19 protein-coding genes are annotated in these 24,383 nt (G+C 71.5%); 5 read left to right on the top strand and 14 right to left on the bottom strand.

The window, feature by feature from the left end; all coding sequences use genetic code 11:
- Nucleotides 1-303: 303 nt before the first annotated feature.
- A complete protein-coding gene (locus ACWD4J_RS41550; protein WP_451400745.1) occupies nt 304-1,311 on the bottom strand; it encodes a stage II sporulation protein M in 1,008 nt (335 codons plus the stop codon).
- Between the two features lie 172 nt (nt 1,312-1,483).
- On the opposite strand from ACWD4J_RS41550, the gene ACWD4J_RS41545 reads away from it, so the two are divergent.
- Nucleotides 1,484-2,497: an RDD family protein gene (locus ACWD4J_RS41545; protein WP_451400744.1), complete on the top strand. Its 1,014-nt coding sequence runs from the start codon at nt 1,484-1,486 to the stop codon at nt 2,495-2,497.
- An 82-nt stretch (nt 2,498-2,579) separates the two neighbouring features.
- Here ACWD4J_RS41545 and ACWD4J_RS41540 read toward each other — a convergent pair whose 3' ends face one another.
- The 9 genes from ACWD4J_RS41540 to ACWD4J_RS41500 all read right to left on the bottom strand — a co-directional run bounded on the left by ACWD4J_RS41540 (nt 2,580) and on the right by ACWD4J_RS41500 (nt 12,859).
- Nucleotides 2,580-3,188 carry a hypothetical protein gene (locus ACWD4J_RS41540; RefSeq protein WP_451400743.1) on the bottom strand — a complete coding sequence of 203 codons (609 nt, stop codon included), beginning with the start codon at nt 3,186-3,188 and terminating at the stop codon, nt 2,580-2,582.
- Nucleotides 3,189-3,374: 186 nt separating this feature from the next.
- Nucleotides 3,375-4,835 (bottom strand): adenosylhomocysteinase, encoded by a 1,461-nt coding sequence (ahcY, locus tag ACWD4J_RS41535; protein WP_451400742.1) that lies wholly within the window; start codon nt 4,833-4,835, stop codon nt 3,375-3,377.
- Between the two features lie 298 nt (nt 4,836-5,133).
- The gene (locus tag ACWD4J_RS41530) at nt 5,134-6,111 is read right to left on the bottom strand and encodes a cation diffusion facilitator family transporter (protein WP_451400741.1); all 978 of its coding nucleotides are present in this window, start codon (nt 6,109-6,111) and stop codon (nt 5,134-5,136) included.
- 108 nt (nt 6,112-6,219) lie between these two features.
- Nucleotides 6,220-7,398, bottom strand: a complete 1,179-nt coding sequence (gene manA, locus ACWD4J_RS41525) for a mannose-6-phosphate isomerase, class I (protein WP_451400740.1) — start codon at nt 7,396-7,398, stop codon at nt 6,220-6,222.
- A gap of 180 nt (nt 7,399-7,578) precedes the next feature.
- Nucleotides 7,579-8,709: an SIS domain-containing protein gene (locus ACWD4J_RS41520; RefSeq protein WP_451400739.1), complete on the bottom strand. Its 1,131-nt coding sequence runs from the start codon at nt 8,707-8,709 to the stop codon at nt 7,579-7,581.
- Nucleotides 8,710-8,764: 55 nt separating this feature from the next.
- Complete coding sequence (locus tag ACWD4J_RS41515; RefSeq protein ID WP_351307832.1) at nt 8,765-8,935, bottom strand: Trm112 family protein; 171 nt, start codon at nt 8,933-8,935, stop codon at nt 8,765-8,767.
- A gap of 243 nt (nt 8,936-9,178) precedes the next feature.
- Nucleotides 9,179-10,543, bottom strand: a complete 1,365-nt coding sequence (locus tag ACWD4J_RS41510) for a phosphomannomutase/phosphoglucomutase (RefSeq protein ID WP_451400738.1) — start codon at nt 10,541-10,543, stop codon at nt 9,179-9,181.
- 148 nt (nt 10,544-10,691) lie between these two features.
- Entirely contained in the window at nt 10,692-12,308 is a 1,617-nt protein-coding gene (locus ACWD4J_RS41505) for an L-lactate permease (RefSeq protein ID WP_451400737.1), read from the bottom strand.
- A 176-nt stretch (nt 12,309-12,484) separates the two neighbouring features.
- Nucleotides 12,485-12,859 carry a DUF3499 domain-containing protein gene (locus tag ACWD4J_RS41500; protein WP_451400736.1) on the bottom strand — a complete coding sequence of 125 codons (375 nt, stop codon included), beginning with the start codon at nt 12,857-12,859 and terminating at the stop codon, nt 12,485-12,487.
- Between the two features lie 459 nt (nt 12,860-13,318).
- Between ACWD4J_RS41500 and ACWD4J_RS41495 the strand changes: the two genes are divergently transcribed.
- Nucleotides 13,319-13,789: a metallopeptidase family protein gene (locus ACWD4J_RS41495; RefSeq protein WP_451400747.1), complete on the top strand. Its 471-nt coding sequence runs from the start codon at nt 13,319-13,321 to the stop codon at nt 13,787-13,789.
- Between the two features lie 28 nt (nt 13,790-13,817).
- Here the strand turns inward: ACWD4J_RS41495 and ACWD4J_RS41490 are convergent, their stop codons facing one another.
- From ACWD4J_RS41490 to ACWD4J_RS41480, 3 genes are all read right to left on the bottom strand, one after another.
- Nucleotides 13,818-15,299, bottom strand: coding sequence for a DUF5719 family protein (locus tag ACWD4J_RS41490; RefSeq protein ID WP_451400735.1), 1,482 nt, complete (start codon nt 15,297-15,299; stop codon nt 13,818-13,820).
- Nucleotides 15,296-19,066: a glycosyltransferase gene (locus tag ACWD4J_RS41485; RefSeq protein ID WP_451400734.1), complete on the bottom strand. Its 3,771-nt coding sequence runs from the start codon at nt 19,064-19,066 to the stop codon at nt 15,296-15,298. The genes ACWD4J_RS41490 and ACWD4J_RS41485 overlap by 4 nt, the downstream gene beginning before the upstream one ends.
- Before the next feature lie 222 nt (nt 19,067-19,288).
- Nucleotides 19,289-19,552 (bottom strand): WhiB family transcriptional regulator, encoded by a 264-nt coding sequence (locus ACWD4J_RS41480; RefSeq protein WP_017945871.1) that lies wholly within the window; start codon nt 19,550-19,552, stop codon nt 19,289-19,291.
- A gap of 708 nt (nt 19,553-20,260) precedes the next feature.
- Between ACWD4J_RS41480 and ACWD4J_RS41475 the strand changes: the two genes are divergently transcribed.
- From ACWD4J_RS41475 to ACWD4J_RS41465, 3 genes are all read left to right on the top strand, one after another.
- The gene (locus tag ACWD4J_RS41475; protein WP_451400733.1) at nt 20,261-20,764 is read left to right on the top strand and encodes a cupin domain-containing protein; all 504 of its coding nucleotides are present in this window, start codon (nt 20,261-20,263) and stop codon (nt 20,762-20,764) included.
- A gap of 91 nt (nt 20,765-20,855) precedes the next feature.
- Nucleotides 20,856-21,812 (top strand): 2-phospho-L-lactate transferase, encoded by a 957-nt coding sequence (gene cofD, locus ACWD4J_RS41470; protein WP_451400732.1) that lies wholly within the window; start codon nt 20,856-20,858, stop codon nt 21,810-21,812.
- On the top strand, nt 21,809-23,122 hold the full coding sequence (locus tag ACWD4J_RS41465) for a coenzyme F420-0:L-glutamate ligase (protein ID WP_451400731.1): 1,314 nt from the start codon (nt 21,809-21,811) through the stop codon (nt 23,120-23,122). Before cofD ends, ACWD4J_RS41465 begins: the two co-directional genes overlap by 4 nt.
- A gap of 114 nt (nt 23,123-23,236) precedes the next feature.
- Here ACWD4J_RS41465 and ACWD4J_RS41460 read toward each other — a convergent pair whose 3' ends face one another.
- Nucleotides 23,237-24,292 (bottom strand): DNA-3-methyladenine glycosylase family protein, encoded by a 1,056-nt coding sequence (locus ACWD4J_RS41460; RefSeq protein ID WP_451400730.1) that lies wholly within the window; start codon nt 24,290-24,292, stop codon nt 23,237-23,239.
- Nucleotides 24,293-24,383: the final 91 nt, after the last annotated feature.

Genomic DNA, 24,383 nt, shown 5'->3' with positions numbered 1-24,383 from the left:
TCCCGGTCGGAATTCATTTCCGGTGGCCGTTGGAGGGCCTTTTGCCTTTGGTTCGCCTTGCGGCTTCCCTTTCGGCGGATCCGACTTTATCAGAGTTTTTTGACCGGCCTGACCGGCCGCTCATTCCTGACTAATCGGGATGGCTTCTCAAGGTTGTAATACCAAGAAGCAGATAGATGCTCACGGCTACCCGCGAGCGTGCTCCGCTCCAGGCAACTGTTCGAATCTACCTCCCCGGTCCGACCGTGTCAACGGTTTTCGGGGCGAAGAGGAGACTAGCAGGTCAGCTGGCGTGCCCGCACATCACGCGGCGGTGGGCAGGGCCGCACTGCGCTCGGATTCGTCCAGGTCGCCCATGTCGCCGGCGCGCGCCGCTCTACCGCCGAGCACATAGACGTACGTGAGAAAGGCCAGTTCAGCGGCGATTCCGATGCCGATGCGAGCCCAGGTCGGCAGGCCCGAAGGGGTGACGAAGCCTTCGATGGCACCGGAGACGAAGAGGACCAGGGCCAGGCCGATCGCCATGCCGACTGCGGCGCGTCCTTCGGCCGCAAGGGCCGCGCGGCGCGTCCGAGGGCCCGGGTCGATGAGCGTCCAACCCAGCCGTAGGCCCGTACCGGCAGCTACGAAGACAGCGGTCAGCTCCAGCAGGCCGTGTGGCAGTACAAGGCCGAGGAACGTGTCGAGACGGCCTGCGGAGGACATCAGGCCGATGCCCACGCCGAGGTTGAGCATGTTCTGGAAGAGGATCCAGATGACGGGCAGGCAGAGGAAAGCGCCGAGGACCAGGCACATCGCGGCGGCCTGGGCGTTGTTCGTCCAGACCTGCGCGGCGAAGGAGGCCGCCGGGTGGCTCGAGTAGTACGTCTCGTACTGGCCGCCGGGGCGAGTGAGCTCGCGTAGTTCGGAGGGGGCCGCGATCGCGGACTGGACCTCGGGGTGGGTGCCGATCCACCAGCCGAGGAGAGCGGCGATGACCGTCGACAGAAGCGCGGTGGGGACCCACCAGTGGCGGGAGCGATAGACGGCCGCGGGGAAACCTTGCGTCAGGAAGCGGGTCACGTCGCGCCAGGAAGCGCGTCTGGTGCCTGTGACGGCGCTACGCGCGCGTGCCACCAATTGGGTGAGGCGGCCGACGAGCTGAGGGTCGGGTGCACTGGACTGGATCAGGGAGAGGTGCGTGGCCGTGCGCTGGTAGAGACCGACGAGTTCGTCTGCTTCGGCGCCGGTCAGGCGGCGCTGGCGGCGCAGCAGGGCGTCCAGGCGGTCCCACTCCGCACGGTGGGCGGACACGAAGACGTCCAGGTCCATCGGTTCTGCTGCTCCTCGGCTGCTCTCACTGAGGCTGCTGCGGCTGCTGGTGAAGCAGCGACAGCAGCGTTACTACGGCTACTGGCGGCGCGATGCGCACTCAGCTTGGCAGACTGGCTGCTCATAAGGCAGGGCAGGGGACGGTACGACGGGGCAGGGGAAGGCGGCCGGCGTGAGTGAGCTTGTGACGGGCGAGGCGGTGGCCTTGGAGCTGCGCCCCGCCAAGCTGCCGAGCCGAGCGTTGGCCGTGCTGATCGACCTCGCGGTGGCGTGGGCCGTATATGTCGCGGTGCTGCTGGGGCTGGCGGCCGCTACGGCGTCGTTGGACGAGGCCGCTGTCGCGGCGGTCTCGGTGGCTGCCTTCCTGCTGGTGCTGGTGGGCGGTCCGATCGCCGTGGAGACGCTCAGCCATGGGCGCTCGCTGGGGAAGCTGGCGTGCGGTCTGCGGGTAGTGCGCGATGACGGCGGGCCCATCCGGTTCCGGCATGCGCTGGTGCGGGGTGCCTTCGGTGTGGTCGAGATCCTGGCGACGTTCGGGATCGTTGCATGCATCGCTTCGCTCGTGTCCGCGCGTGGGCGACGGCTCGGTGATGTCTTCGCAGGCACGCTGGTCGTGCGGGAGCGGGTGCCGGCCGGACGTGCTGCTTTTGTTCCTCCTCCGCCGCCGTGGCTGGTGGGGCGGTTCTCCGGGCTCGATCTGTCTGCAGTCCCGGACGGGTTGTGGCTCGCTATCCGCCAGTACCTGACGCGGATAGGCCAGCTCGATCCGCAGGTGGGCTGGGTCATGGCCGAGCGGCTGGCAGCCGATCTCGCAGCGCGGACGGGGGCTCCGGCTCCACCTGGAGTTCCTCCGGCTGCGTTTCTGGCGGCGGTGGTGCACGAGCGGCAGTCGCGGGATGCGCGGCGCGCCTTCGGCGTGGGCGGGGCGGCCTCGGCTGGAGTGCCTGGTGGAGGCGGGACTGCGGTCGGTGCGGCTGCCCGGGGCGGCGATCGTCCGGGCGCGGAGTACGCCGTGGGGGCCGGGCAGCCGGTGCCGCCGTCGTACCGGTCGCCGGACCATCTCTCTCCGGATCACCTTTCGGATCACCCTGCGCCGCGTCACGGCTCGGCCGTTGATCAGCCGGCCGGTGATGAACGGAGCCGTGAGGCTGCGGGTCCGGGTACCGGGTTCGTGCCTCCCGCGTAGGGAGTGCAGCGGAAGAGGGTGGCTACCCCACAGGTCAGAGCACGGCTGTCCTCAGAGCACGGCTGCCCATAGAGGGGCACGGCTACATCGACGGCGGGGAGTCGAGGTCCTCGAGTTCGATTCCGGGAGCGGCCAGGACCACGTCGCCTGCGATGTGGACGGTGTGCTGTTCGCCGGTGTCCAGGGCTGTGACCTGGTATTCGTCCACGGTCAGGGCGCCGTTGTCAGTGGCGTGTGTTTGTCTGTTCCGCAGGGCCCAGGACTGGTCGAGGGTGCGCGGGGCCAGGACCGGTTCGGTGAAGGCGACGAGGCGGACACGGGTCGCGGGGGAATCGGGGGTGAGGCGAAGGAGACGTGCGGTCGCGATGAGGAAGGCGGGGGATCTGCCGGTGAAGGCGTGGGCGGGGGCGTTGCCTTCGGTGGCGTACGTGCCGGTGGGGTCGGTGCGTACCCAGGTGACGCCGTCGATGGCGGCGCCGCGGACCTGCCAGCTCGCGGCGTGGAGTTCGAGACGGATGGGGCGGCCGAGTTCGTCGAGGGCGAGGTCGACGGAGCCGGCGTGATCGCCGGAGGGGGTGGTCAGTTGGGAGACGTAGCGCCAGCCGGAGGGGCCGGGCGCGCAGTGGAAGTGCTCTTCACCGAGGGGGGTGTGATCGTGCGGATCGTGGAGCGAATAGCGGCCGCGGGGCATGGAGATCGGGGTCCGGGTGCTGGTAGGGGGCAGGCCCCCGCCACGGTGGGCGAGGGCCTGCTGATGTCCGTCTGCTGAGCGGTTGAGCAGTGCCGCCGAGGCTGCCGCCGGTTCAAGTCCGCCGCGGGGGCGATGTCGAGGGCGGCTGCCGCTGAGCTGCACGTGGCGCTCAGCAGCGGGTGGCGCTCAGTAGCGGTAGTGGTCGGGCTTGTAGGGACCCTCGACCTCGACACCGATGTACGCGGCCTGCTCGGGGCGGAGCTTGGTCAGCTTCACGCCGAGCGCGTCGAGGTGGAGGCGGGCGACCTTCTCGTCCAGGTGCTTGGGCAGCACGTAGACGTCTGTCGGGTACTGCTCGGGCTTGGTGAACAGCTCGATCTGGGCCAGCGTCTGGTCCGCGAACGAGTTGGACATCACGAACGACGGGTGGCCGGTCGCGTTGCCGAGGTTCAGCAGGCGGCCCTCGGACAGCACGATGAGCACCTTGCCGTCGGGGAACGTCCAGGTGTGGACCTGCGGCTTGACCTCGTCCTTGACGATGCCGGGGACCTTCGCGAGGCCGGCCATGTCGATCTCGTTGTCGAAGTGGCCGATGTTGCCGACGATCGCCTGGTGCTTCATCTTGGCCATGTCCGAGGCCATGATGATGTCCTTGTTGCCGGTCGTGGTGACGAAGATGTCGGCCTTGTCGATGACCTCGTCCAGCGTCGTGACCTGGTAACCGTCCATCGCCGCCTGCAGTGCGCAGATCGGGTCGATCTCGGTGACGATCACGCGGGCGCCCTGGCCGCGCAGGGACTCCGCGCAGCCCTTGCCCACGTCGCCGTAGCCGCAGACGACCGCGGTCTTGCCGCCGATCAGGACGTCGGTGGCGCGGTTGATGCCGTCGACCAGCGAGTGCCGGCAGCCGTACTTGTTGTCGAACTTCGACTTCGTCACGGCGTCGTTCACGTTGATCGCCGGGAACAGCAGTACGCCGTCGCGCTGCATCTCGTACAGGCGGTGGACGCCGGTCGTGGTCTCCTCGGTCACGCCGCGGATCTCCGACGCGAGGCGGGTCCACTTCTGCGGGCTCTCGCTCAGGGTGCGGGTGAGGAGCTCGAGGATGACGCGGTGCTCGTCGGACTCGGCGGTGTCGACGGACGGGACCTTGCCGTCCTTCTCGTACTCGACGCCCTTGTGGACGAGGAGGGTGGCGTCACCACCGTCGTCGAGGATCATGTTCGGGCCGCCGGTGGGGCTGTTCGGCCAGGTCAGGGCCTGCTCGGTGCACCACCAGTACTCCTCCAGCGTCTCGCCCTTCCAGGCGAACACCGGCACACCCTGCGGGTTGTCCGGCGTGCCGCCCGGGCCCACCGCGATGGCCGCGGCGGCGTGGTCCTGGGTGGAGAAGATGTTGCAGGAGGCCCAGCGGACCTCGGCGCCGAGCGCGACCAGGGTCTCGATCAGGACCGCGGTCTGCACGGTCATGTGCAGGGAGCCGGTGACGCGGGCGCCCTTCAGCGGCTGCTTCTCGGCGTACTCCTTGCGGATCGCCATGAGGCCGGGCATCTCGTGCTCGGCGAGGGTGATCTCCTTGCGGCCGAACTCGGCCAGGGAGAGGTCTGCGACCTTGAAGTCCTGTCGGTGATCGACAGTCGTCGTCATAACGGGCTGCTCCTCGTGATGGTGTCGAGGGTGGGTACGGCTGGCTCTGCGGCGGCGGACACACCTGTGCCCGAGCGCGCGCGGCCCAGTCCGTCGGAGGCCCTCTCTCCCTCGGTCGGCCCGTTGTGCGAGCCGCCCGACCGCCATCAGCAGCGACGTCTGGCTGTCCCCACGAATCTACACCGATCGACCCATCGGGCCCCAGCCCGCCCGGGCCGCGCCCGTGACTACGTGCGGGCCGTGGGTCGTTTGTGCCCACCTGTTCCGCCCCAGCGGAACGACTGCGCACAAACGACTGTCAGTGCTCCGCGCCGGGAGTCGGGCCGCCCGGTGTGGCATCGCGGTCCGGGCCCTTGGCGGCCTCGGCCTCGCTGTAGATGTCCGGCTCCAGGTAGATCACGCGAGCGATCGGGACGTCCTTGCGGATGCGGGCCTCGGCTGCGTCTATGGCGGCGGCCACCTCCGCGGCCGTGTCGTCGTGCTGCACCGCGATCTTGGCGGCGACCAGGAGCTCCTCGGGGCCGAGGTGGAGGGTGCGCATGTGGATGATGCGGGTGACGGTGTCGCCGTCGACGATCGCAGACTCGATCTTCGCGACCTCGTCGGCACCGGCGGCCTCGCCCAGCAGCAGCGACTTGGTCTCTGCGGCGAGCACGAGCGCGATGAGGATGAGCAGGACACCGATGCAGAGGGTGCCGATGCCGTCCCAGACGCTGTCGCCCGTGATCACGGCCAGGCCGACGCCGAGGAGCGCCAGGACCAGACCGACGAGTGCCCCGAAGTCCTCCAGCAGGACGACGGGCAGTTCGGGGGCCTTGGCGCGGCGCACGAACTCCTTCCACGACTGCTGGCCGCGGAGCGGGTTGGACTCCTTGATGGCGGTGCGGAAGGAGAAGCCCTCGGCGATGATCGCGAAGGCCAGCACGCCCACCGGCCAGTACCAGTTCTCGAGCTCGTGCGGGTGCGTGATCTTCTCGTAGCCCTCATAGATGGCGAACATGCCGCCGACCGAGAACAGGATGATCGAGACGAGAAAGGCATAGATGTAGCGCTCGCGGCCGTAGCCGAAGGGGTGCTGCGGGGTCGCCTCGCGCTGGGCCTTCTTGCCGCCGACGAGCAGCAGGAACTGGTTGCCGGAGTCGGCGACCGAGTGCACGGCCTCGGCGAGCATCGACGACGAGCCGCTGAAGAGGAACGCCACGAACTTCGATACGGCAATCGCGAGGTTGGCGCCCAGTGCCGCCACAATCGCCTTGGTACCGCCTGACGCACTCATGTGTTCGCCGTGTCCCTTCGCCTGGTCCGTACGTCGCCGCGCGGGCCGGCTCCCTTTGCCGACCCTTTGCGGTGGGTCATTGTTGCAGCACGGGACACATTCGGCTCATCAGGCCACCACAGTCGCACGGAAGACCGTGCCAGCCCCGGACACTTCGGCCTTTTCCCCCGCGGGGACGAAGACGGACTGCCCCGGCTCGAGCGTGAGCTCACCGGTCCGCACGGAGCCGGCGGTGCAGAGCAGGATCTTCGGGGTCGCGGCGGTCAGGTCGTGCGGCGCCGCGCCCTCCGGCAGGACGTACCGGGAGAGCCGGAACTCGTCGATCGGTGTGGCGTAGACCTCCTCGCCGTCGGGGGCGGCCTCGGGGCGCAGTACGCCGGGGTCGGTCGCCTCGAAGCGGACGATGCGCAGCAGTTCGGGGACGTCGACGTGCTTCGGGGTGAGGCCGCAGCGCAGGACGTTGTCCGAGTTGGCCATGATCTCGACGCCGAGCCCGGCCAGATAGGCGTGCGGGACGCCGGCACCGAGGAAGAGGGCCTCGCCGGGCTGCAGCCGGACGTAGTTCAGCAGCATGGCGGCGATCACGCCGGGGTCGCCTGGGTAGTGGCGCGCGATCGAGGCGTACGCGGCGTAGTCGGCTGCGAAGCCCGAGGTGCCGGGGTCTTCGGCCAGTCGCGCGCAGGCCGCCGCTGCCTCGGCGACCGTGGCCGCCATCTCGTCGCGGTCGGCGGTGAGCACGGCGGTGAGGACCTCCCGGAGGGCGGCCTCCTCGGGGTGGGCGTGCAGCACGTCGACGTAGGGCTTGAGGGAGTCGACCTCCAGGCGGGACAGCAGCTGCGCGGCCTGGAGCGGGTGCCGGAATCCGCACAGGCCGTCGAACGGCGTCAGAGCGCAGATCAGTTCGGGCTTGTGGTTGGCGTCCTTGTAGTTGCGGTGGGGGGCGTCGATGTGGACCCTGCGCTGCTCCTCGGCCTCGTACCCCTCCTGCGCCTGCGTGCGGTCGGGGTGGACCTGGAGGGAGAGCGGGGCGCCGGCCGCGAGGATCTTGAGCAGGAACGGCAGCCGGGGGCCGAACTTCTCGACGGACCGCGGGCCCAGCTCCTGCTCGGGGGCGGCATCGATCACCACGTTCAGCGCTCCGCGCGCGGTGCGGGACGGCGCACCGGGGTGGGCGCCCATCCACATCTCCGCCTGCGGCTCACCCGTCGGCTCGACGCCGAGCAGCTCGGGGATGGCGGTGGTCGAGCCCCAGGCGTAGGGGCGGACGGTGTTGTCGAGGCGGTCCATCGTGGCTGCTTTCTCCGTGCAGGGGTCAGCGGGCTCGTACGCGGTCGGAGCTTCGTACGCGGATCCTCCTACGCGGATCGTCGTACGTGAACCAGTTGCTCCGTATACGGGCCGGAACGCGGGCCGGAGTTCCGTACGGCCCGGACCGGCCGGGATCGGTCCCGGCCGGTCCGGTCAAGATCAGGCCCCCGAAGCGAGCGACAGGTAAACGGCGGCGAAATCCGTGATGGCGATCAGCTCTGCGAGGCTCTCCAGCTCGCTGGTGCCCTCCGGCTCGAGCTCGCTGATCGCGGTGTCGTGGCTGAGCGCGAGCTCACGTGCGGCCGCAGCGGCGCTGAGTACGTCGCTCGGCCGGTCCCTGAGCAGCAGGACGCGGGCGCGCAGGGCCTGTTCCTCCTCCACCCGGTCGCGGAAGAAGTCCTCGGGGTCGGCCCCGCCGGCGATGCTGCTCACGAGCAGTGCGCCGTGGGCGGGCAGCGCCTCGGGAAGCTCGGCCGCGAGTGCGGGACGGCCCGCGAGTTCGGCGAGGGCGGCGGCGAAGCGGCGGCCCGTGGGGCCCGCGCCCGAACCCTCGGTCCAGATCAGGGGGAGGGATTCGGCGAACTCGGCGGCGAGCGTCTTGGCCGGGTTCTCATACGTCGCGCTGGCCGGGCCGCAGCGTTCGGCGGTGTGGTCGAGGCGGTCGGCGACCTTCTGGAGGCTGTCCGGCGGTGCGGTCAGCAGACCGGTGCGGTCCAGAAGCATCAGGAGCGGTGTGAGGAGCGCCCAGAGCGCGCCGGGGCTCGCGGCCGCGGTCTGCTCCTGCTCCTCGTACGGGGCGGTCGCCATCGGTACGACCAGGCCGTGTGCGGCGCCCTGGACCGCTTCGGTGAGCGGGGAGTGGGCGGGGGCCACGGCGACGACCGTGCAGCCGCGGCGGTACGCCTCTTCGGCGAGGAGGGCGAGGCCCGGCTCCGAACCGTCGGGGGTGGCGATGAGCAGCAGATCGACCGGACCGGCCCAGCCGGGCAGTGCCCAGCGCAGCGCACCGGCGGCCGGGGCCACGCCGGTGGGCGCCAGGCGGGTGACGGGACAGCCCGCGGCGACCAGCGTGGAGAGCAGGTCGGCGACGCAGTTGGCGGCCATGCCGGGGCCGGCGGTCAGCACGGCCCTGGGACGGCCGTCGGGCTTGAGATCCATGACGCCCGCCTCGGCCGCGTGCCGGAGGGCAGTGCGCACGCGGGCGCCGGCCTCGGCGGCGCCGCGCAGCAGGCCTCGGCGGTCGGCGAGGGCGAGTGCCTCGGGGTCGTCGAGCAGCGATTCGTCGAGCATGGGCGTCGGCCTCCGATCGCCTCGCGGCTGTGTCTGCCGCGCTTGTCTTTCGCGGTTACGCGGGGCGGCGTGCCTCGTCGACGAGCAGTACGGGGATGCCGTCCCGGACCGGGTAGGCCAGGCCGCAGTCCTTGCCGGTGCAGACCAGCTCGGTCTCCTGCTCCTTGAGGGGGGCGTGGCAGGCCGGGCAGGCGAGGATCTCCAGGAGGCCGGCTTCGAGCGGCATTGCGGGTCCTTTCGAACAGCTGGACAAGGGACGTGCGGCCTGGTCAGCGTACCTGGCACCTGGGCCTGGGGCGGTAAGGCAGCGGGGCCGAGCTCATGATCACGCGCGGGCCGGCGGCCCGTGTGTGCCCGCCTGTGCCGCCTCAGCGAAACGAATGCCCACAAACGGGCGGCTGATCCCCACAAACAGACGGACGGCACTGCCCGGCACCGGACGGACGACACCGCCCGGCACCGGCAGCTCTCAGGCCCTGATGATCGCCAGGACCTCGTCGCGGATCTTCGTCATGGTGGCCACGTCCCTGGCCTCGGCGTTCAGGCGGAGGAGGGGCTCGGTGTTGGAGGGGCGGACGTTGAACCACCAGTCGGCCGCGCTGACGGTCAGGCCGTCGAGTTCGTCGAGGGTGACGTCGTCCCGGCCGGCGTAGGCCGCCTTGATCGCGGTCAGGCGGTCGGCCTGGTCGGCCACCGTCGAGTTGATCTCGCCGGAGCCCGCATAGCGGTCGTACTGGGCGACGAGCTCCGACAAGGGGCCGTCCTGGCCGCCGAGCGCGGCGAGGACGTGCAGCGCGGCGAGCATGCCGGTGTCGGCGTTCCAGAAGTCGCGGAAGTAGTAGTGCGCGGAGTGCTCGCCGCCGAAGATCGCGCCCGTCTCGGCCATCTGCTGCTTGATGAAGGAGTGGCCGACGCGCGTACGCACCGGCGTGCCGCCGTTCTCGCGGACCACCTCGGGGACGGACCAGGACGTGATCAGGTTGTGGATGACGGTGCCCGTGCCACCGTTCTTCGCAAGCTCGCGGGATGCGACCAGAGCCGTGATCGCAGACGGTGAGACCGGGTCGCCGCCCGCGTCGACGACGAAGCAGCGGTCCGCGTCGCCGTCGAAGGCGAGGCCGATGTCGGCGCCCTCCTCGCGCACCCGCTTCTGCAGATCCACGAGGTTGGCCGGGTCGAGGGGGTTCGCCTCGTGGTTCGGGAAGGTGCCGTCCAGCTCGAAGTACATCGGCACCAGGTCGATCGGAAGGCCGGCGAACACCGTGGGGACGGTGTGGCCGCCCATGCCGTTGCCCGCGTCGACGACCACCTTCAGCGGGCGGATCCCGGTCAGGTCGACGAGGGAGCGGAGGTATGCCGCGTAGTCCTCGAGGGTGTCCCGCCCGGTGATCGAGCCGGGCGTGGCGACCGGCTCGGGCGCGCCGGAGACGCTCCACTCCTCGACCAGGGCGCGGATCTCGGCCAGTCCCGTGTCCTGGCCGACGGGTGCCGCACCCGGCCGGCACAGCTTGATGCCGTTGTACTGAGCGGGGTTGTGCGAGGCCGTGAACATCGCGCCCGCCAGGTTCAGCGCCCCCGAGGCGTAGTACAGCTGGTCCGTCGAGCACAGGCCGATCTCCGTGACGTCGACGCCGCGGGACGCGGCCCCGCGCGCGAAGGCACGCGACAGGCCCGGCGACGAGGGCCGCATGTCGTGCCCGGTCACGATCGCGGAGGCGCCCGTCACCTGTACGAAGGCGGCACCGAACAGCTCGGCCAGCGACTCGTCCCACTGGTCCGGGACCACCCCGCGTACGTCGTACGCCTTCACGAGCTGTGACAGATCAACAGCCACGGCCGTCCTCTCCTAAAGCCCTCAAGCCTCACCGGTCGCCCCAAACTACCCGCAGTCACTGACAGCGTGAGACGGGGCTGCCCGAGAGCCGCCGGGAGAGTCACCGGAGGGCCGCCGAAGACACGGCCGCGACCGGGCTCCGTGCGCGTCAGGGCAGCATCCAGCCCAGCACCGCCGTGCTCTGCCCCACCACGATCAGGCACATGACCAGCAGCAGTCCGACGCTCCACGGCAGCACCTTGCGCAGCAGGTCGCCCTCCTTGCCGGCGAGGCCCACGGCGGCGCAGGCGATCGTCAGGTTCTGCGGGGAGATCATCTTCCCCAGCACCCCGCCCGAGCTGTTCGCCGCGGCGAGGAGCTCGGGCGAGAGGCCCGACTGCTGCGCCGCGGTCACCTGAAGCGCGCCGAACAGGGCGTTGGCCGAGGTGTCGGAGCCGGAGACGGCGACCCCGAACCAACCCAGGACGGGTGAGAGGAAGGCGAGGCCCGCACCGGCCGCGGCCACGAAGTGGCCGATGGTGGCGGCCTGACCAGACAGGTTCATGACATACGCAAGCGCCAGCACGGAGGTCACGGTGAGGATCGCGAACCTCAACTCGTACACCGTCGCCGCCCATTCGCGCACCGCCACGCGCGCGTGCACGCGCAGAACGGCGGCGCTGCAGAGCCCGGCGAGCAGCACGAGCGTGCCGCCGGTCGACAGCAGGGGCAGCGAGAAGATGTTCTGGCCGACCGGATCCCCGTCCGGATCGGCGACGTTCAGGAACGGCCAGTCGAAGGTGCGGGTCGCCTCGGTGAGCAGCTCCTTGACGGCCGGGATCTGGGCGATCGAGAAGACGGCCACGATCAGCGCGTACGGGGTGTAGGCGCGCAGCACCTCGGGCCGCGGATCGTCCTCGTCGAGCTCCTCGCTGCGTACGCCGGTGAGGACCGCGACCCGTACGGGCTCCGCGGCGGGCCTGCGCGCCCCCGGCAGCGCCACCAGCGCACCGGCGCCCACCAGCGAGGCCCCGATGTCGGCGAGCTGCGCGGAGACGTAGTTGGACGCGGCGAACTGCGCGACGGCGAAGGCGACGCCGCAGACGAGGGCCGGTGCCCAGGTCTCGCGCAGCCCCCGACGCCCGTCCACCAGGCCGACGAGCACGAGCGGCACCACCAGGGCGAGCAGTGGAGTCTGCCGGCCCACCACCGAGGCGACCGAGTCCAGCGGCACCCCGGTGACCTCGGCGAGCGTCACCACCGGAGTGCCCATGGCGCCGAAGGCGACGGGCGCGGTGTTGGCGACCAGCGCGACGACCGCGGCCCGTACGGGATCGAAGCCCAGCGCGACCAGCATCACCGAGCAGATCGCGACGGGCGCACCGAAACCGGCGAGCGCCTCGAGCAGCGCCCCGAAGCAGAAGGCGACCACGAGCGCCTGGATGCGCGGATCGTCGGAGAGCCGTCCGAAGGAGCGGCGCAGGATGTCGAAGTGCCGGGTGCGGACCGTCATCCGGTACACCCACAGGGCGTTGACGACGATCCACAGGATGGGGAAAAGGCCGAAGACGGCACCCTGGGCGGCGCCCGAGAGCGTCTGGCCCAGCGGCATGCCGTACGCGAGCCAGGCGACCAGTGCCGCGACGGCGAGGCCGATGAGCCCCGCCAGGTGGGCCTTCATACGGACGACGCCGAGCAGGACGAGGACGGTGACGAGGGGAAGAGTCGCGACGAGCGCGGACAGGCCGAGCGAACCGGCCACGGGCTCGAGTTGCTGGACGAACACGACGTGCCTCCAGGTTTTCCGTGATGCGGAAAGCAATATCTCACGGGCGGAGGAATGGTCGTGTCCGCGACAACGTCAAGTCAATGGGTCGTGCAGCGGTGAAGTCGTGCAGGTGGGGTAGCGCAGCGCCGAACCGGGGCACGCAGAGGGTGACTTGAAACCGGGACGGTGGGGCGTCAGGAGTCCGGCGAGCGCAGAACCCGCAGGTGGCCGCGGCGTCCGACCTGTCTCGGGTCGGCGGTCCGGCCGCCGCCCCCGGCCTCCGCCGCGCGCTCCTGCGGGCGGGCCGCCTCACGCACCGCGTTGGCGAGCGCCTCGAGGTCGTCACCGGTGGGCCGGGCCGGGCCCGAGGCGTCGGCGAGCCGGACGACCTCCCAGCCGCGCGGGGCGGTCAGCCGCTCGGAGTGCTCGGCGCACAGGTCGTAGCAGTGGGGTTCGGCGTAGGTCGCGAGGGGGCCGAGGACCGCGGTCGAGTCGGCATAGACGTACGTCAGCGTCGCAACGGCGGGACGGCCGCAAGCGGTGCGCGAACAGCGACGTACAGGGCTCACGACGTTGGACGGTACCGCACTCTTGAGCGGGCCGCGACGACTAGCCCCGAGGTCACTCCACCGTGTCGTGGCGTGATCCTTGCCACGTCCGCTTCCGAAAGCCCGCCACTGACCTGCACAGATCGCCGCATACCGGGAGGCGGCCGACTTGCATGCAGGCACCACCTGGTGCAAATCCAGACATACGCCATGACATTCCGCGGTCCCGGAGAGACTCGGAGAGATACGGAATCGATCCCGATCTTGGCTGGAATGGTCAGTGAACGACATGCCGTGTTCTGCAACGGAATCGGTGCTACGCGGCCGCGCGGGCCGGCCGCCACGCGATCGGCGTCTGCGGCTGCGCGGGTGATCTACGAAGCCGTACGGGACATCTGGGCCATGCGGGTGGCCACCGCTGTCCATAGCCGCGCGGGCGACCGCCACAGGAGACCGCCCGAGGACTACGCTTCATCGGTGATGGACAGCCCCGTACCGCCCCGTGCAGCCGAGCCCAGGCCCCGCCGCCGTGACCGCCACGGCAGGGGTATGCGCGGCCCCGTCGCGCCGCCGCAGGTTCCGCTCTCGGCGAGCCGCGCCGAGGCCTTCGCGGACCTCGTCCAGGACTCCGTCGAGCGGCTGGAGCGCCGCTGGCCGCAGCTCGCCGACATCGACTTCCTGGTCCTGGAGGTGCCGAGGCTCGACGGCGGGGGCGCTGCCGCCGGCCCGGACCTGGTGGCCTGGGGCGAGGACGCCGTGCCCCTCGGCGGCACGATCCCAGCGCGCGAGGGCCGCCCCGCGCGCGTCGTCGTCTACCGCCGCCCGGTCGAGATCCGCACCAAGGGACGCGACGAGCGCGCCGCACTCGTGCACGAGATCGTCGTCGAGCAGGTCGCCGAACTGCTGGGTCTCACCCCGGAGACGGTGGACCCGCGGTACGGGGAGGACTGACACGGCACGTCGGCCGCTGTCGGGGTGCTCACTTCTGCAGCACGGAGAGGTCCTGGTCCGTCGTCGGCACTGAGACCGTCCCCCGGTCGTCCGGGAGTGTCTGCACGGTGAACATCGGGATTCCGTCCTGCGGCAGTTCCAGCATCCGCGAGGCGTAGACGGGCCCGCCGGACACGGACTCCACCGTCAGCGCGTACGTCCCCTTCAAGCCGCTCGGCACCGGCGGCTGCAGCGCCGTCGTCGTACCGCCCTTGAGGGTGTACGTCTTCGTCACCGCCGTACCGCCCTCGCTGCCCGCCGATGCCGTGATCCTCACCTCGGCGGTCTTGCCCGGGGCGACCAGGGAGAGGGTCGAGCCCTTGGCGCGGTTGCCGGCGACCGTCGCGCGCGCGCCGACCGGGCGCGTCGCCGGTATGAACGCGGTCTCCTGCTTGCTGCCCTTGCCGCGGACGACCCGCAGGGCCGCCACGACCGGCGCCGAGTCCTCCGTGGGCGTCAGGACCAGCGAGCCCGCCTCGCCCTTCGTGACGTCGCCCAGGTCGACGGCGGCCGTCATGCCGGACTTGACGTGCAGTGTCTCGTGCCCGGCGGGGGTGATCAGACCGTCCGGGGACGCCAGCTGCACCTTCAGGTCGGCATCCTCGTCGCCGGTCGCGAAGGCGACCAGGCGCACGGCCGTGGCGTCCTTGGGGATGCCCGGCAGCACCAGGCTGCCGGCCGGATCGGTGGAGGCGGGCAGCCAGTCGGCGCCGAGCTTGTCGTCGGAGGCCTGCACGGCGGCGGCGACGCGGCCGCTGCGCACGGTCACATGCGCGGTCAGGTTGGTCTGCGGCGCGTCGGTGAGCGTGGACAGCAGCACCGGCACGCTGGAGTGCGGCTGGACCTGGATGCCCTCGGACACATCGGACTTGAGGGCGCCGTCCTTGCCGTAGAGCTCGATGTCGACGACGGCGGCCGAGTCGTCCGGGTTGGTCAGGTGGACGTAGTCGCTGCGATCCTCGGCGGTGCTGGCGCCCGGGAACCAGAAGTCCGTGTCGGGAGCGGTGCAGTTGACGCCCAGGACGCCCCTGGTGATGCCCGCCGGGATCTCCGTGGTCTGCTGGACGGTCCAGCCCGGCGCGAGGTTCCCCTCGGCGATGCCGACGAGCGCGGGGGACTCGGCACCCGAGGAGTCGCCCGTGACCGGCTTGCCGGGCTCCTTCGGCGACAGCACGGGCTTGTCGTCCTTGCCCTTGGTGCCGCCCTTCGACTCTTTGGTCGCGGCGGTCACTTCGGCCTTGCCGCTGCTGCCGGAGCCCTTCGTCTCGGGGGTGAAGGACGCGTACGAGGTCTCGGCGAGGTCCGAGGTGCTCGGTGCCGGGCAGAGCAGCGTGGAGCGCTCGACGGGCAGACGGGCGGCCGCCTTCGCCTCGCCGCCGCCCGCACCGTCCGGCGCGTTGAGAGAGGCGAATCCGGTGACGGCGGCGAGCGCGGTCACGGCGGCGATCAGGGACACGGTGGTGCGGTTCACTGGTGGCTCCCGTCGGGGCGCTCATGGTCGGTGCCGTGCGGCGGCTGCGTCGCCTGCTGCTCATACGGCCCGTCGTAGGCCGTCGGCGCCTCGTCGTAGGCGGTCTGGCCGGACTGGCCGGACTGGCCGTACGACGCGTCATACGCCTCATACGTCCCGCCGTACGCATACGGGTCGTACTGGCTCCCCTGATACGGGTCTGCCTGGTATCCCTGCTCGTACGAGCCCGTCTGGTCGTACGAACCCGCCTGCTCGTACGGGCCTGCCGGGTACTGGGCGGCTTCCTGCTGTTCGCCGTACGTCCCGTACTCGCCGCTCCCGTAGCCCGGCGCCTCCCACTCCCCGTACGACTGCTGCTGGGGAACGGATACCGGGGTCTCCCCCTCCGGAGGAGGCTGAACCGCGCCGCTCTCCTCGGGCTCCGCGGCCCCGCTCTCCTGGGCCGCCTCTTCGGCCTGCGCACGGAGCCGGCGTGCACGGCGCCCCTCCCCCGCCACCGGCTGGGCGGGCACGACCGGCTCGTCGGGCAGGTCGTCGTCGATGTCCCGGCGGCGGCCGGGCAGCGCGAGGACCACGAGGACGACGGCGAGCGCGCCCTGCGCCCACAGCCAGGCGGTGTGGGTGACCGGAGCGTCATAGGTGACGTCCAGACGTCCGCCGGACGCGGGCAGCTGGAAGCCCTGGGCCCAGCCGTCGACCGTGGTCGCGGTGAGCGGGCTGCCGTCGAGCGTGGCCGTCCAGCCGGCGTCGGCCGAGTCGGCGAGGCGCAGCACACGGCCCTCCTCGCCCTCCGGGATCGCGGTGTGCAGCTCGACGGGCCCGGAGGCGACGGGCAGCGGGTCGCCGGACTTCGGCACGATGGCGGCGCGCGAGACCTGCCGGTCCACGCGCCACAGCGAGCTGCCGTCCTGCTGGCTGAGACGGCTGAGGCCCGGCGTGGAGTCCAGGACGCGGCTCATCTCGCGGGGCGCCCCGCCGCGTACGAGCACATAGCGCACCGCGAAGCCGCCGAGCTGGTCGGCCTGGTCGGCGCCGGAGCCGGCGACGAGGTTGGCGACGACCTTGTCGAGCTTCGCGTTGCTGCCGCCCGCCTCGGTCAGTTCGGCGTCGCCGAGCCGGGCGCCGGAGCCGCGCACCAGCGTGTACGCGACCTCGGCTGCCGAGTCGCTGTCCAGCACGAGCGTGCGCGGCTGGTCGCGGGTGTCGGCCTCCTCGGCGACGAACGCGGGCACCTGCACGGGGTCGCGCCGCTCCAGGGGTCCGTCGGCACCGCGGATCATCCATCCGGCGCCGGAGATCAGCGGCCCGGCCACCGCGGCGAACGCGATGAGCGCGGCCACCGGCTGCCGCCAGCCGAAGCTCTGCTCGGCCACATGCGCGCGTGCCCCGTCGGCGCCGAGCACAGCGGCGCCCAGCAGGGCGATGCCGTAGACGAGGGTCGCGGGCCCGGCCCACGTCGATCCGTTCGAGAGAGCCGCGAAGACGAGGGCGACGAGCGCCACGGCCCAGGCGGTGTACACCCCCATCTGCCGTTCCCCGCGCAGCAGCGCGGCCAGCGCCGCGAGCACGATGCCGATGAGCATCAGCCCGGCGACGGTGCCGGGGCCGCCCGGCGATCCGCCGAGCAGGTCGAGGCCGGACGCCGAGCCCTTTCCGTACGCCAGACCGGCCTCCTTGAAGAAGCCGAACGGCAGCAGAGACAGCGACCAGGGCGCGAGGATCAGCAGCGGCGTGCCGAGAGCGGCCAGGAAGCGCAGCCCGTACGCGACGATGTCCGCTCTGCGGAGCACCAGCAGCCCGATGCCGGGGATCAGCGCGATCGGCCAGATGATCGGCGTGAAGGCCGTGGCGAGGGTGAGCAGCAGGGCGTACGCCCAGGTGGCGCGCCAGCTGCCGCGTGCGTCGCCCCGTGCGGTGAGGCCGCTCGCGGCGATGGCCGCACGCGCGGTCAGCGGGAGCAGCACGGCGAGTACCGCGGTGCCGATCCGGCCGCCCGCGAGCGCGCCCGTGACGGCGGGCAGGAAGGCGTAGGAGACGGCCGCCCAGGCGCGCAGCAGCCGGGATTCGACGAGCGGGCGCGACGCGAAGTAGGCGGCGAAACCGGCCAGCGGAACGGAGCACACCAGCAGCACCGTGACGGCCAGCCCGGTGGAGCCGAAGAGCACGGCGGCGAGCATCGCGACCAGCGCGAGATACGGCGGCGCGGACTGGGTGCCGCCGGCGCCGACCGGATGCCAGCCGCTCGCGTAGCGTTCCCACAGCCCGGAGACCTCCGCGGGCGCGGGCAGCAGCGCCCCGCCGGCGAGCGCTCCGCCGCCGAGCAGCTCACGGCACGCTATGAGCGAGAAGAACAGCAGGACCACGAAGAGCATCGGGCCCGGCTTGCGGGCGATGCGCTTGATGCGGGCGAACTGCTCGATCTCCAGGAAGTCCGCGTCGTCGCCGCCCGGTCCTGACTCGATGGCGCTGCCGTGCCGTCCCGCGCCGGTGGTGACCTCGGGGTCGGAGCGGCCCACGAGGTTGCCCGCGGCCTGCTCCACGGTGGCCCGTACGGTCGCGCCGGGTGGCGGGAACAGCGGCCGCAGTTCGGCCTTGTCGACCTGCGGTCTGCCGCGGCGGCGCCGGCCGGCGAGGATCCGCTCCGGCCTCAGCAGCACGGCGAACAGTCCGGCGACCTCGTCGAGCGCCTGGCCCGGCACCTTGCCGACGAGATACGCGAGTGTGCGCAGCAGCGTGCCGAACACCAGGCGCAGCAGCACCCAAGGGAGCACTGCCGTACGGGCGTTCACGAGCAGTGTGTAGACCGCGCCGGACTTGTCGACGCGGTGCGGGCTGGTCGCCGTGCGGCCGACGCAGTCGACGGAGCGCCGCTCGCGCGAGGCCGCCTCCGCGTGCCGGACGACGGCGTCGGGTGCGACAAGGACGCGGTGCCCCGCGGCGTGGGCACGCCAGCACAGGTCGACGTCGTCACGCATGAGCGGCAGCCGCCGGTCGAAGCCGCCGAGCTGCTCGAAGACGTCGCGCCGGATCAGCATGCCGGCGGTGGACACGGACAGCACGGGCCGTACGTGGTCGTGCTGGCCCTGGTCCTGTTCGCGCCGGTCGAGGCCGGTCCAGCGGCGGCCGCTGTTGGCGATGGTGACGCCGACCTCGAGCAGCTGCCGGCGGTCGTACCAGCCGCGGAGCTTCGGGCCGACGATCGCGACGTCCTTGCCGAGCTCGCGTTCGTTCTCCACGACGCGCAGCAGTTCGGCCAGCGCGTCCGGGTCGGGGGCGCAGTCGTCGTGCAGGAGCCAGAGCCACTGCTCGGGTTCGCCGTAGGGCAGGTCCGGCATGTCGTACGCGTCGTCGCGCCAGGTGCGGTTCACCGGGTCCCAGCCGCTGGGGCGCTTGAGATACGGCAGGTTGTCCGGGGTGAGGACGCCGGCGGTGCGGACGGCCTCGTCGACGGCGGCGCCGAAGCCGGTGCGGCGGGCGAGGTGCAGCACCTGGTCGGCGCCGAGCGCCTCGGTGACCAGCTGGGCGGAGTCGTCCGCGCTGCCCGTGTCGGCCGCGACGGCGTTCTGCACGGGGCGCTCCTGGCCGAGCAGCCCGGCGAGGACGTCGGGCAGCCAGCGGGCACCGTCGTGCGAGACGATCACCGCGGTGACGACATGCCGCGGGAACTCGGGGGGGCGTGTCGGGTCGGACAGCGCCGCCTGGCGAGTCTGGTCGAACACTGCGGAGGCAGCGTCGTACTGGGCTGCCGTATGACTGTGCACGGTCATCGAGGTGCGGGCCCCGGTTCGATGGACTGCGGTGGACGCCTGTGCCCGGCGGGGCGGGCGTCTCGGACGAGGGCCCACACTAACGGCTGACCAACACGACGGCCCGCCGCCTGTGGACAACCCACCGGCGACGGGCCGATATTACGTGAGCATGTGTACGGTTTCGTCGGCGTCATCTGCGCCGTTCGCCGGTTGTGTTCGTGCACGCGCGCGTGACGTGTTTCAGACCGCGGCCTTCTTGAGCCGGCGGCGTTCACGCTCGGACAGACCGCCCCAGATACCGAACCGCTCGTCGTTGGCCAGCGCGTACTCGAGGCACTCGGACCGGACCTCACAGGCGAGGCAGACCTTCTTGGCCTCGCGGGTGGAGCCGCCCTTCTCGGGAAAGAAGGACTCGGGGTCGGTCTGGGCGCACAGCGCGCGCTCCTGCCAGCCGAGCTCCTCGTCCGCGTCCTCGACCAGCAGTTGCTGGAACAGCTCGGTCATGTGCGCCCCTCGTCTGTCTTTGCGTCCCCGTGATGTTGCCGTTACCGATACCGGCCGAACGACACGAGTGAAATTACAAGTGCGCAGCTCCGGGCGAGTCAAGCCGAGATCTGCTATTGAGCCCCTTATTCACTCTGCGGAACCAAGCCCGTACAGAAAGTGTTCAAATCGGCATAAACCATGACACTTGCCAGTGGCCTGTACAGACTTTCTGATCCCTGCAGAGAAGGACGCTCCGAACTTTCATGCGGTTCAGTCGGGCACCTCGAAGCGAAACAGATCACATTCGGATCACAGGATCACAACGGCGTTTGGTGTGTCGACCTATGCGGCACGTGTCCCCGGCTCCGCATGCACAAACCTTTCGCCATGCAGAGCAACCGGATGAGGTGAAACATGTCCCACATACCGGGCATCAGGTTGACAGTCGAGGAATGAACCGGTGTCCTGGTGGGCATGCTCGTGAACTTGGCGCTTTCCGTGACCCGCCCCAGCGGGTTCCTCGGTGCTGCCCGCACGTGCTGTTGCTGTTGTTGTCCCAGCTGTTGAGCCGAACAACGCTCCGGCTGTCCCCCGCCCGCCCTTCCAGGGGCACCCTCCGCCCCGCACAGGGGCGACCACCCGCCCGGCCACGCCGGCCGTTCCACCGGTGATCACGGGCACCCCCCACGACATCCAGCACTCTTCCGCCGAGGAACCACCGCATCCATGAACAGCGACAGCGACCTCCAGATCGCCGGCGACATCCTCGAGGTCCGGCACCTGCTCCAGCCCGCCCGTCAACACCCCGTCACCGTCGCCGAGTTCGTCGGCCTCGCCCGCTCCATCGCCGCCGACCGCGGCCAGTGGGAGCACCTTGTCGAGTACGACGCCACCTCCCGCTGGTACCGCCGGCTGCGCACCGGGCCCGGCTACGAGATCTGGCTGCTCTCCTGGGTGCCCGGACAGGGCAGCGGGCTGCACGACCACGGCCCCTCGTCCGGCGTACTGACCGTGCTGGACGGGCAGTTGACGGAGCGCACCGACCGCGACACGCGCGCGTTGGGCGCGGGTGCGCAGCGGGTCTTCGCGCCCGGGTACATCCACGAGGTCGTCAACGACTCCCTCGAACCGGCCGTCAGCCTGCACATCTACTACCCCGGCCTGACCGAGATGCCGATGCACGCGGCGCGGTGCGCGTCCCGGCACACGGAGGACAGCGTCACGGCCTGACCGCGCCCGTGAGGAGCGGCACGAGCCGGAAGTCCGGCAAGGCCCGGTAACCGGCTCACGCGGTGTCATACCCGCCTGCGAGACTTACGGCATGCGCATTGTGGTTCTGGCAGGCGGCATCGGTGGTGCCCGGTTCCTGCGCGGTCTCAAGCAGGCCGTCCCGGACGCCGACATCACCGTCATCGGCAACACCGCGGACGACATCCATCTCTACGGCCTGAAGGTCTCCCCGGACCTCGACACGGTGATGTACACGCTCGGCGGCGGCATCAACGAGGAGCAGGGCTGGGGGCGTACGGACGAGACGTTCCACCTCAAGGAGGAGCTCGCGGCGTACGGCGTCGGGCCCGAGTGGTTCGGCCTCGGCGACCGCGACTTCGCCACCCACATCGTGCGGACGCAGATGCTGAGCGCCGGATATCCGCTCAGCGCCGTCACCGAGGCGCTGTGCGACCGGTGGAAGCCGGGCGTGCGGCTGCTGCCCATGTCGGACGACCGCGTCGAGACGCATGTCGCCGTCGAGCTGGATGGCGAGCGCAAGGCCATCCACTTCCAGGAGTACTGGGTGCGGCTGCGTGCGTCCGTGCCCGCCGAGGCGGTCGTACTGGTCGGTGCCGAGCAGGCCAAGCCCGCGCCCGGCGTGCTGGAGGCCATCGCCGGGGCGGACGTCGTCCTCTTCCCGCCGTCCAACCCCGTCGTGAGCATCGGCACGATCCTCTCCGTGCCGGGGATCCGCGAGGCGATCGCCGACGCGGGCGTCCCGGTCGTGGGCCTCTCGCCGATCGTCGGCGACGCGCCCGTGCGCGGCATGGCCGACAAGGTCCTCGCCGCAGTGGGCGTCGAGTCCACCGCCGCCGCGGTCGCCGAGCACTACGGCTCGGGGCTGCTGGACGGCTGGCTCGTGGACACCGTCGACGCGGGCTCCGTCGAGCGGGTCGAGGCCGCCGGCATCCGCTGCCGCGCGGTGCCGCTGATGATGACCGACGTCGACGCCGCCGCCCAGATGGCCCGCGAGGCGCTCGCGCTGGCGGAGGAGGTCCGCGGATGACGAGCGCGGGGGCCGGTGCGGCGGGCTTCCGGGTATGGGCTGTGCCCGGGATTCCCGAGGTCCGTGAGGGCGACGAGCTGGCCAAGCTGATCGCGGCCGCGGAACCCGGTCTCGCGGACGGCGACGTCGTCCTCGTCACGTCGAAGATCGTCTCCAAGGCGGAGGGCCGCATCATGGCGGCCGACTCGCGCGAGGCCGCCATCGACGCCGAGACGGTACGCGTCGTGGCGCGCCGCGGGACCCTTCGTATCGTCGAGAACAGGCAGGGCCTGGTGATGGCCGCGGCCGGGGTCGACGCCTCCAACACCCCCGCCGGGACGGTTCTGCTGCTGCCCGAGGACCCCGACGCGTCGGCGCGGGCGGTCCGTGACGGGCTGCGCGACGCGCTCGGAGTCGACGTGGGCGTGCTCGTCACCGACACCTTCGGGCGGCCCTGGCGCAACGGTCTGACGGATGTCGCCATCGGCGCCGCCGGGGTGCGCGTCCTCGACGATCTGCGCGGCGGCACGGACGCGTACGGCAATCCGCTGAGCGCCACCGTCGTCGCCACGGCGGACGAGCTGGCCGCCGCGGGGGATCTGGTGAAGGGCAAGGCCGAAGGGCTGCCCGTCGCGGTGGTCCGAGGCCTGCCCCACGTCGTGGCGGAGGAGGCCGAGGGCGCCCGCGCGATGGTCCGTGTCGCCCGCGACGACATGTTCCGGCTCGGCACGTCGGAGGCCGTGCGTGAGGCGGTGACCCAGCGGCGTACCGTCCGCGGCTTCACGGACGAGCCGGTGGACCCGGGCGCGGTCCGGCGCGCCGTCGCGGCCGCCGTGACCGCGCCTGCGCCGCACCACACGACGCCGTGGCGCTTCGTGCTGCTCGAGTCGCCCAAGTCGCGTACACGGCTGCTCGACGCGATGCGGGACGCCTGGATCGCCGATCTGCGACGCGACGGCAAGTCCGAGGAGTCCATCGCCAAGCGCGTCCGGCGCGGTGACGTGCTGCGCAACGCGCCCTACCTGGTGGTGCCCTGCCTCGTGACCGACGGCGCGCACACCTACGGCGATCCGCGCCGGGACGGCGCCGAGCGCGAGATGTTCGTCGTCGCGGCCGGCGCGGGCGTGCAGAACTTCCTGGTCGCGCTGGCCGGCGAGCGGCTCGGCTCCGCCTGGGTGTCGTCGACGATGTTCTGCCGCGAGGTCGTACGCGAGGTCCTCGAGCTGCCGGAGGGCTGGGACCCGATGGGAGCGGTGGCCGTGGGACACGCGGCGGAACCGCCGAAGGCGCGGCCCGCGCGTGCGGCGGCGGACTTCATAGCGGTGCGCTGAGCGCTCCGCTGGAAGTGCCGCGATGTGCCGTCGACCGTGTGCGGCACCATCGTGGCTGGTCGCGCCCACGCGGCGGAGCCGCATATCGACACAGCCCCGCGCCCCTTCAGGGCGTCAGAGTGCCGCGATGTCGCCGCGCGGCATGCGGGGCATCCTGCGCGGCGGGGCATGGCCGCTGAGCAGGATCAGCCGGGCCGCGCGGTGCCGCTGGCCCTGCTCGGCGTACGGCTCGAGCAGTTCCAGCATCCTCGCGTCGTCCGCGTCCCGCTCGCCGACCAGGGCGTAGCCGACGATGCCGGGGAGATGCAGGTCGCCGACGGTGACCGCGTCCGGGGCGCCGTTGCTTCGCTGCACGGTCTCGGCGGACGTCCAGGGGCCGATGCCGGGGATCAGTTCCAGGCGGGCCTGGGCCTTCGCGGGTTCCATGGCCGCCGCCTCCTCCAGCCGCCGGGCGACCCGGACCGCGCGCAGGATGGTCGAGGCGCGCTTGTTGTCGACGCCCGCGCGGTGCCACTCCCAGGACGGGATCAGCGCCCAGGTGCGCGGGTCCGGCATCACGTACATGCGTTCGGGGGCCGGGCCCGGAGCCGGTTCGCCGAACCTGCGTACCAGCAGCCGCCACGCGCGGTACGCCTCGTCCGTCGTGACCTTCTGCTCCAGGATCGACGGGATCAGGGACTCCATGACCAGGCCGGTACGGGTGAGGCGAAGGCCCTGCCGTCGGCGCTCGGTGAGGGCGAGGAGGCGGTGGCGGGGCGTGAAGGCCGACGGGTCGTCCGACTCACCCAGCATGCACGGGAGTTGATCCAGCAGCCATTCGGCGCCCGGGCCCCACGCCTCCCCTTCGGCCTCGGCCGTGTCCGGGTGCAGGGACACCCGGAGGGTTCCGGGGCCCTGCGGTGTGCGGCTCGCCCGCCAGATGGAGCCGTCGGGTGCGGGCCTGAAGGTCGGGTCGCCCGGGCCTCTGCGGAGGGGGCCCAGCACGAGGGCCAGATCCAGGGGGGCCGGTGGGGTCCAGCGGCGGGTTCGGGGGGCAGGCCTCTGATGCGGGAGCCCTGCGGGGGCGCTTCCTGCGGGGTTCAGGCCCCCGCGGGCTGGGGGCATGGCGGTGTCGCCGCCGCGCAGTGTTGTGCGGGTGACGGTAGGGCGGGGAGTGAAACGGCCTGCCACGGGTGTCCTCGGGGTTGTCCTGTGCCCTCTGAGGGTATGCGGTGTTTTCTCCCCCAGCCCGCCCCTTCCCGAGAACTGGGGCTTCGCCCCC

The organism is Streptomyces sp. NPDC002577 (genome assembly GCF_053594815.1).
This window is presented reverse-complemented; position numbering and strand designations above follow the sequence as displayed.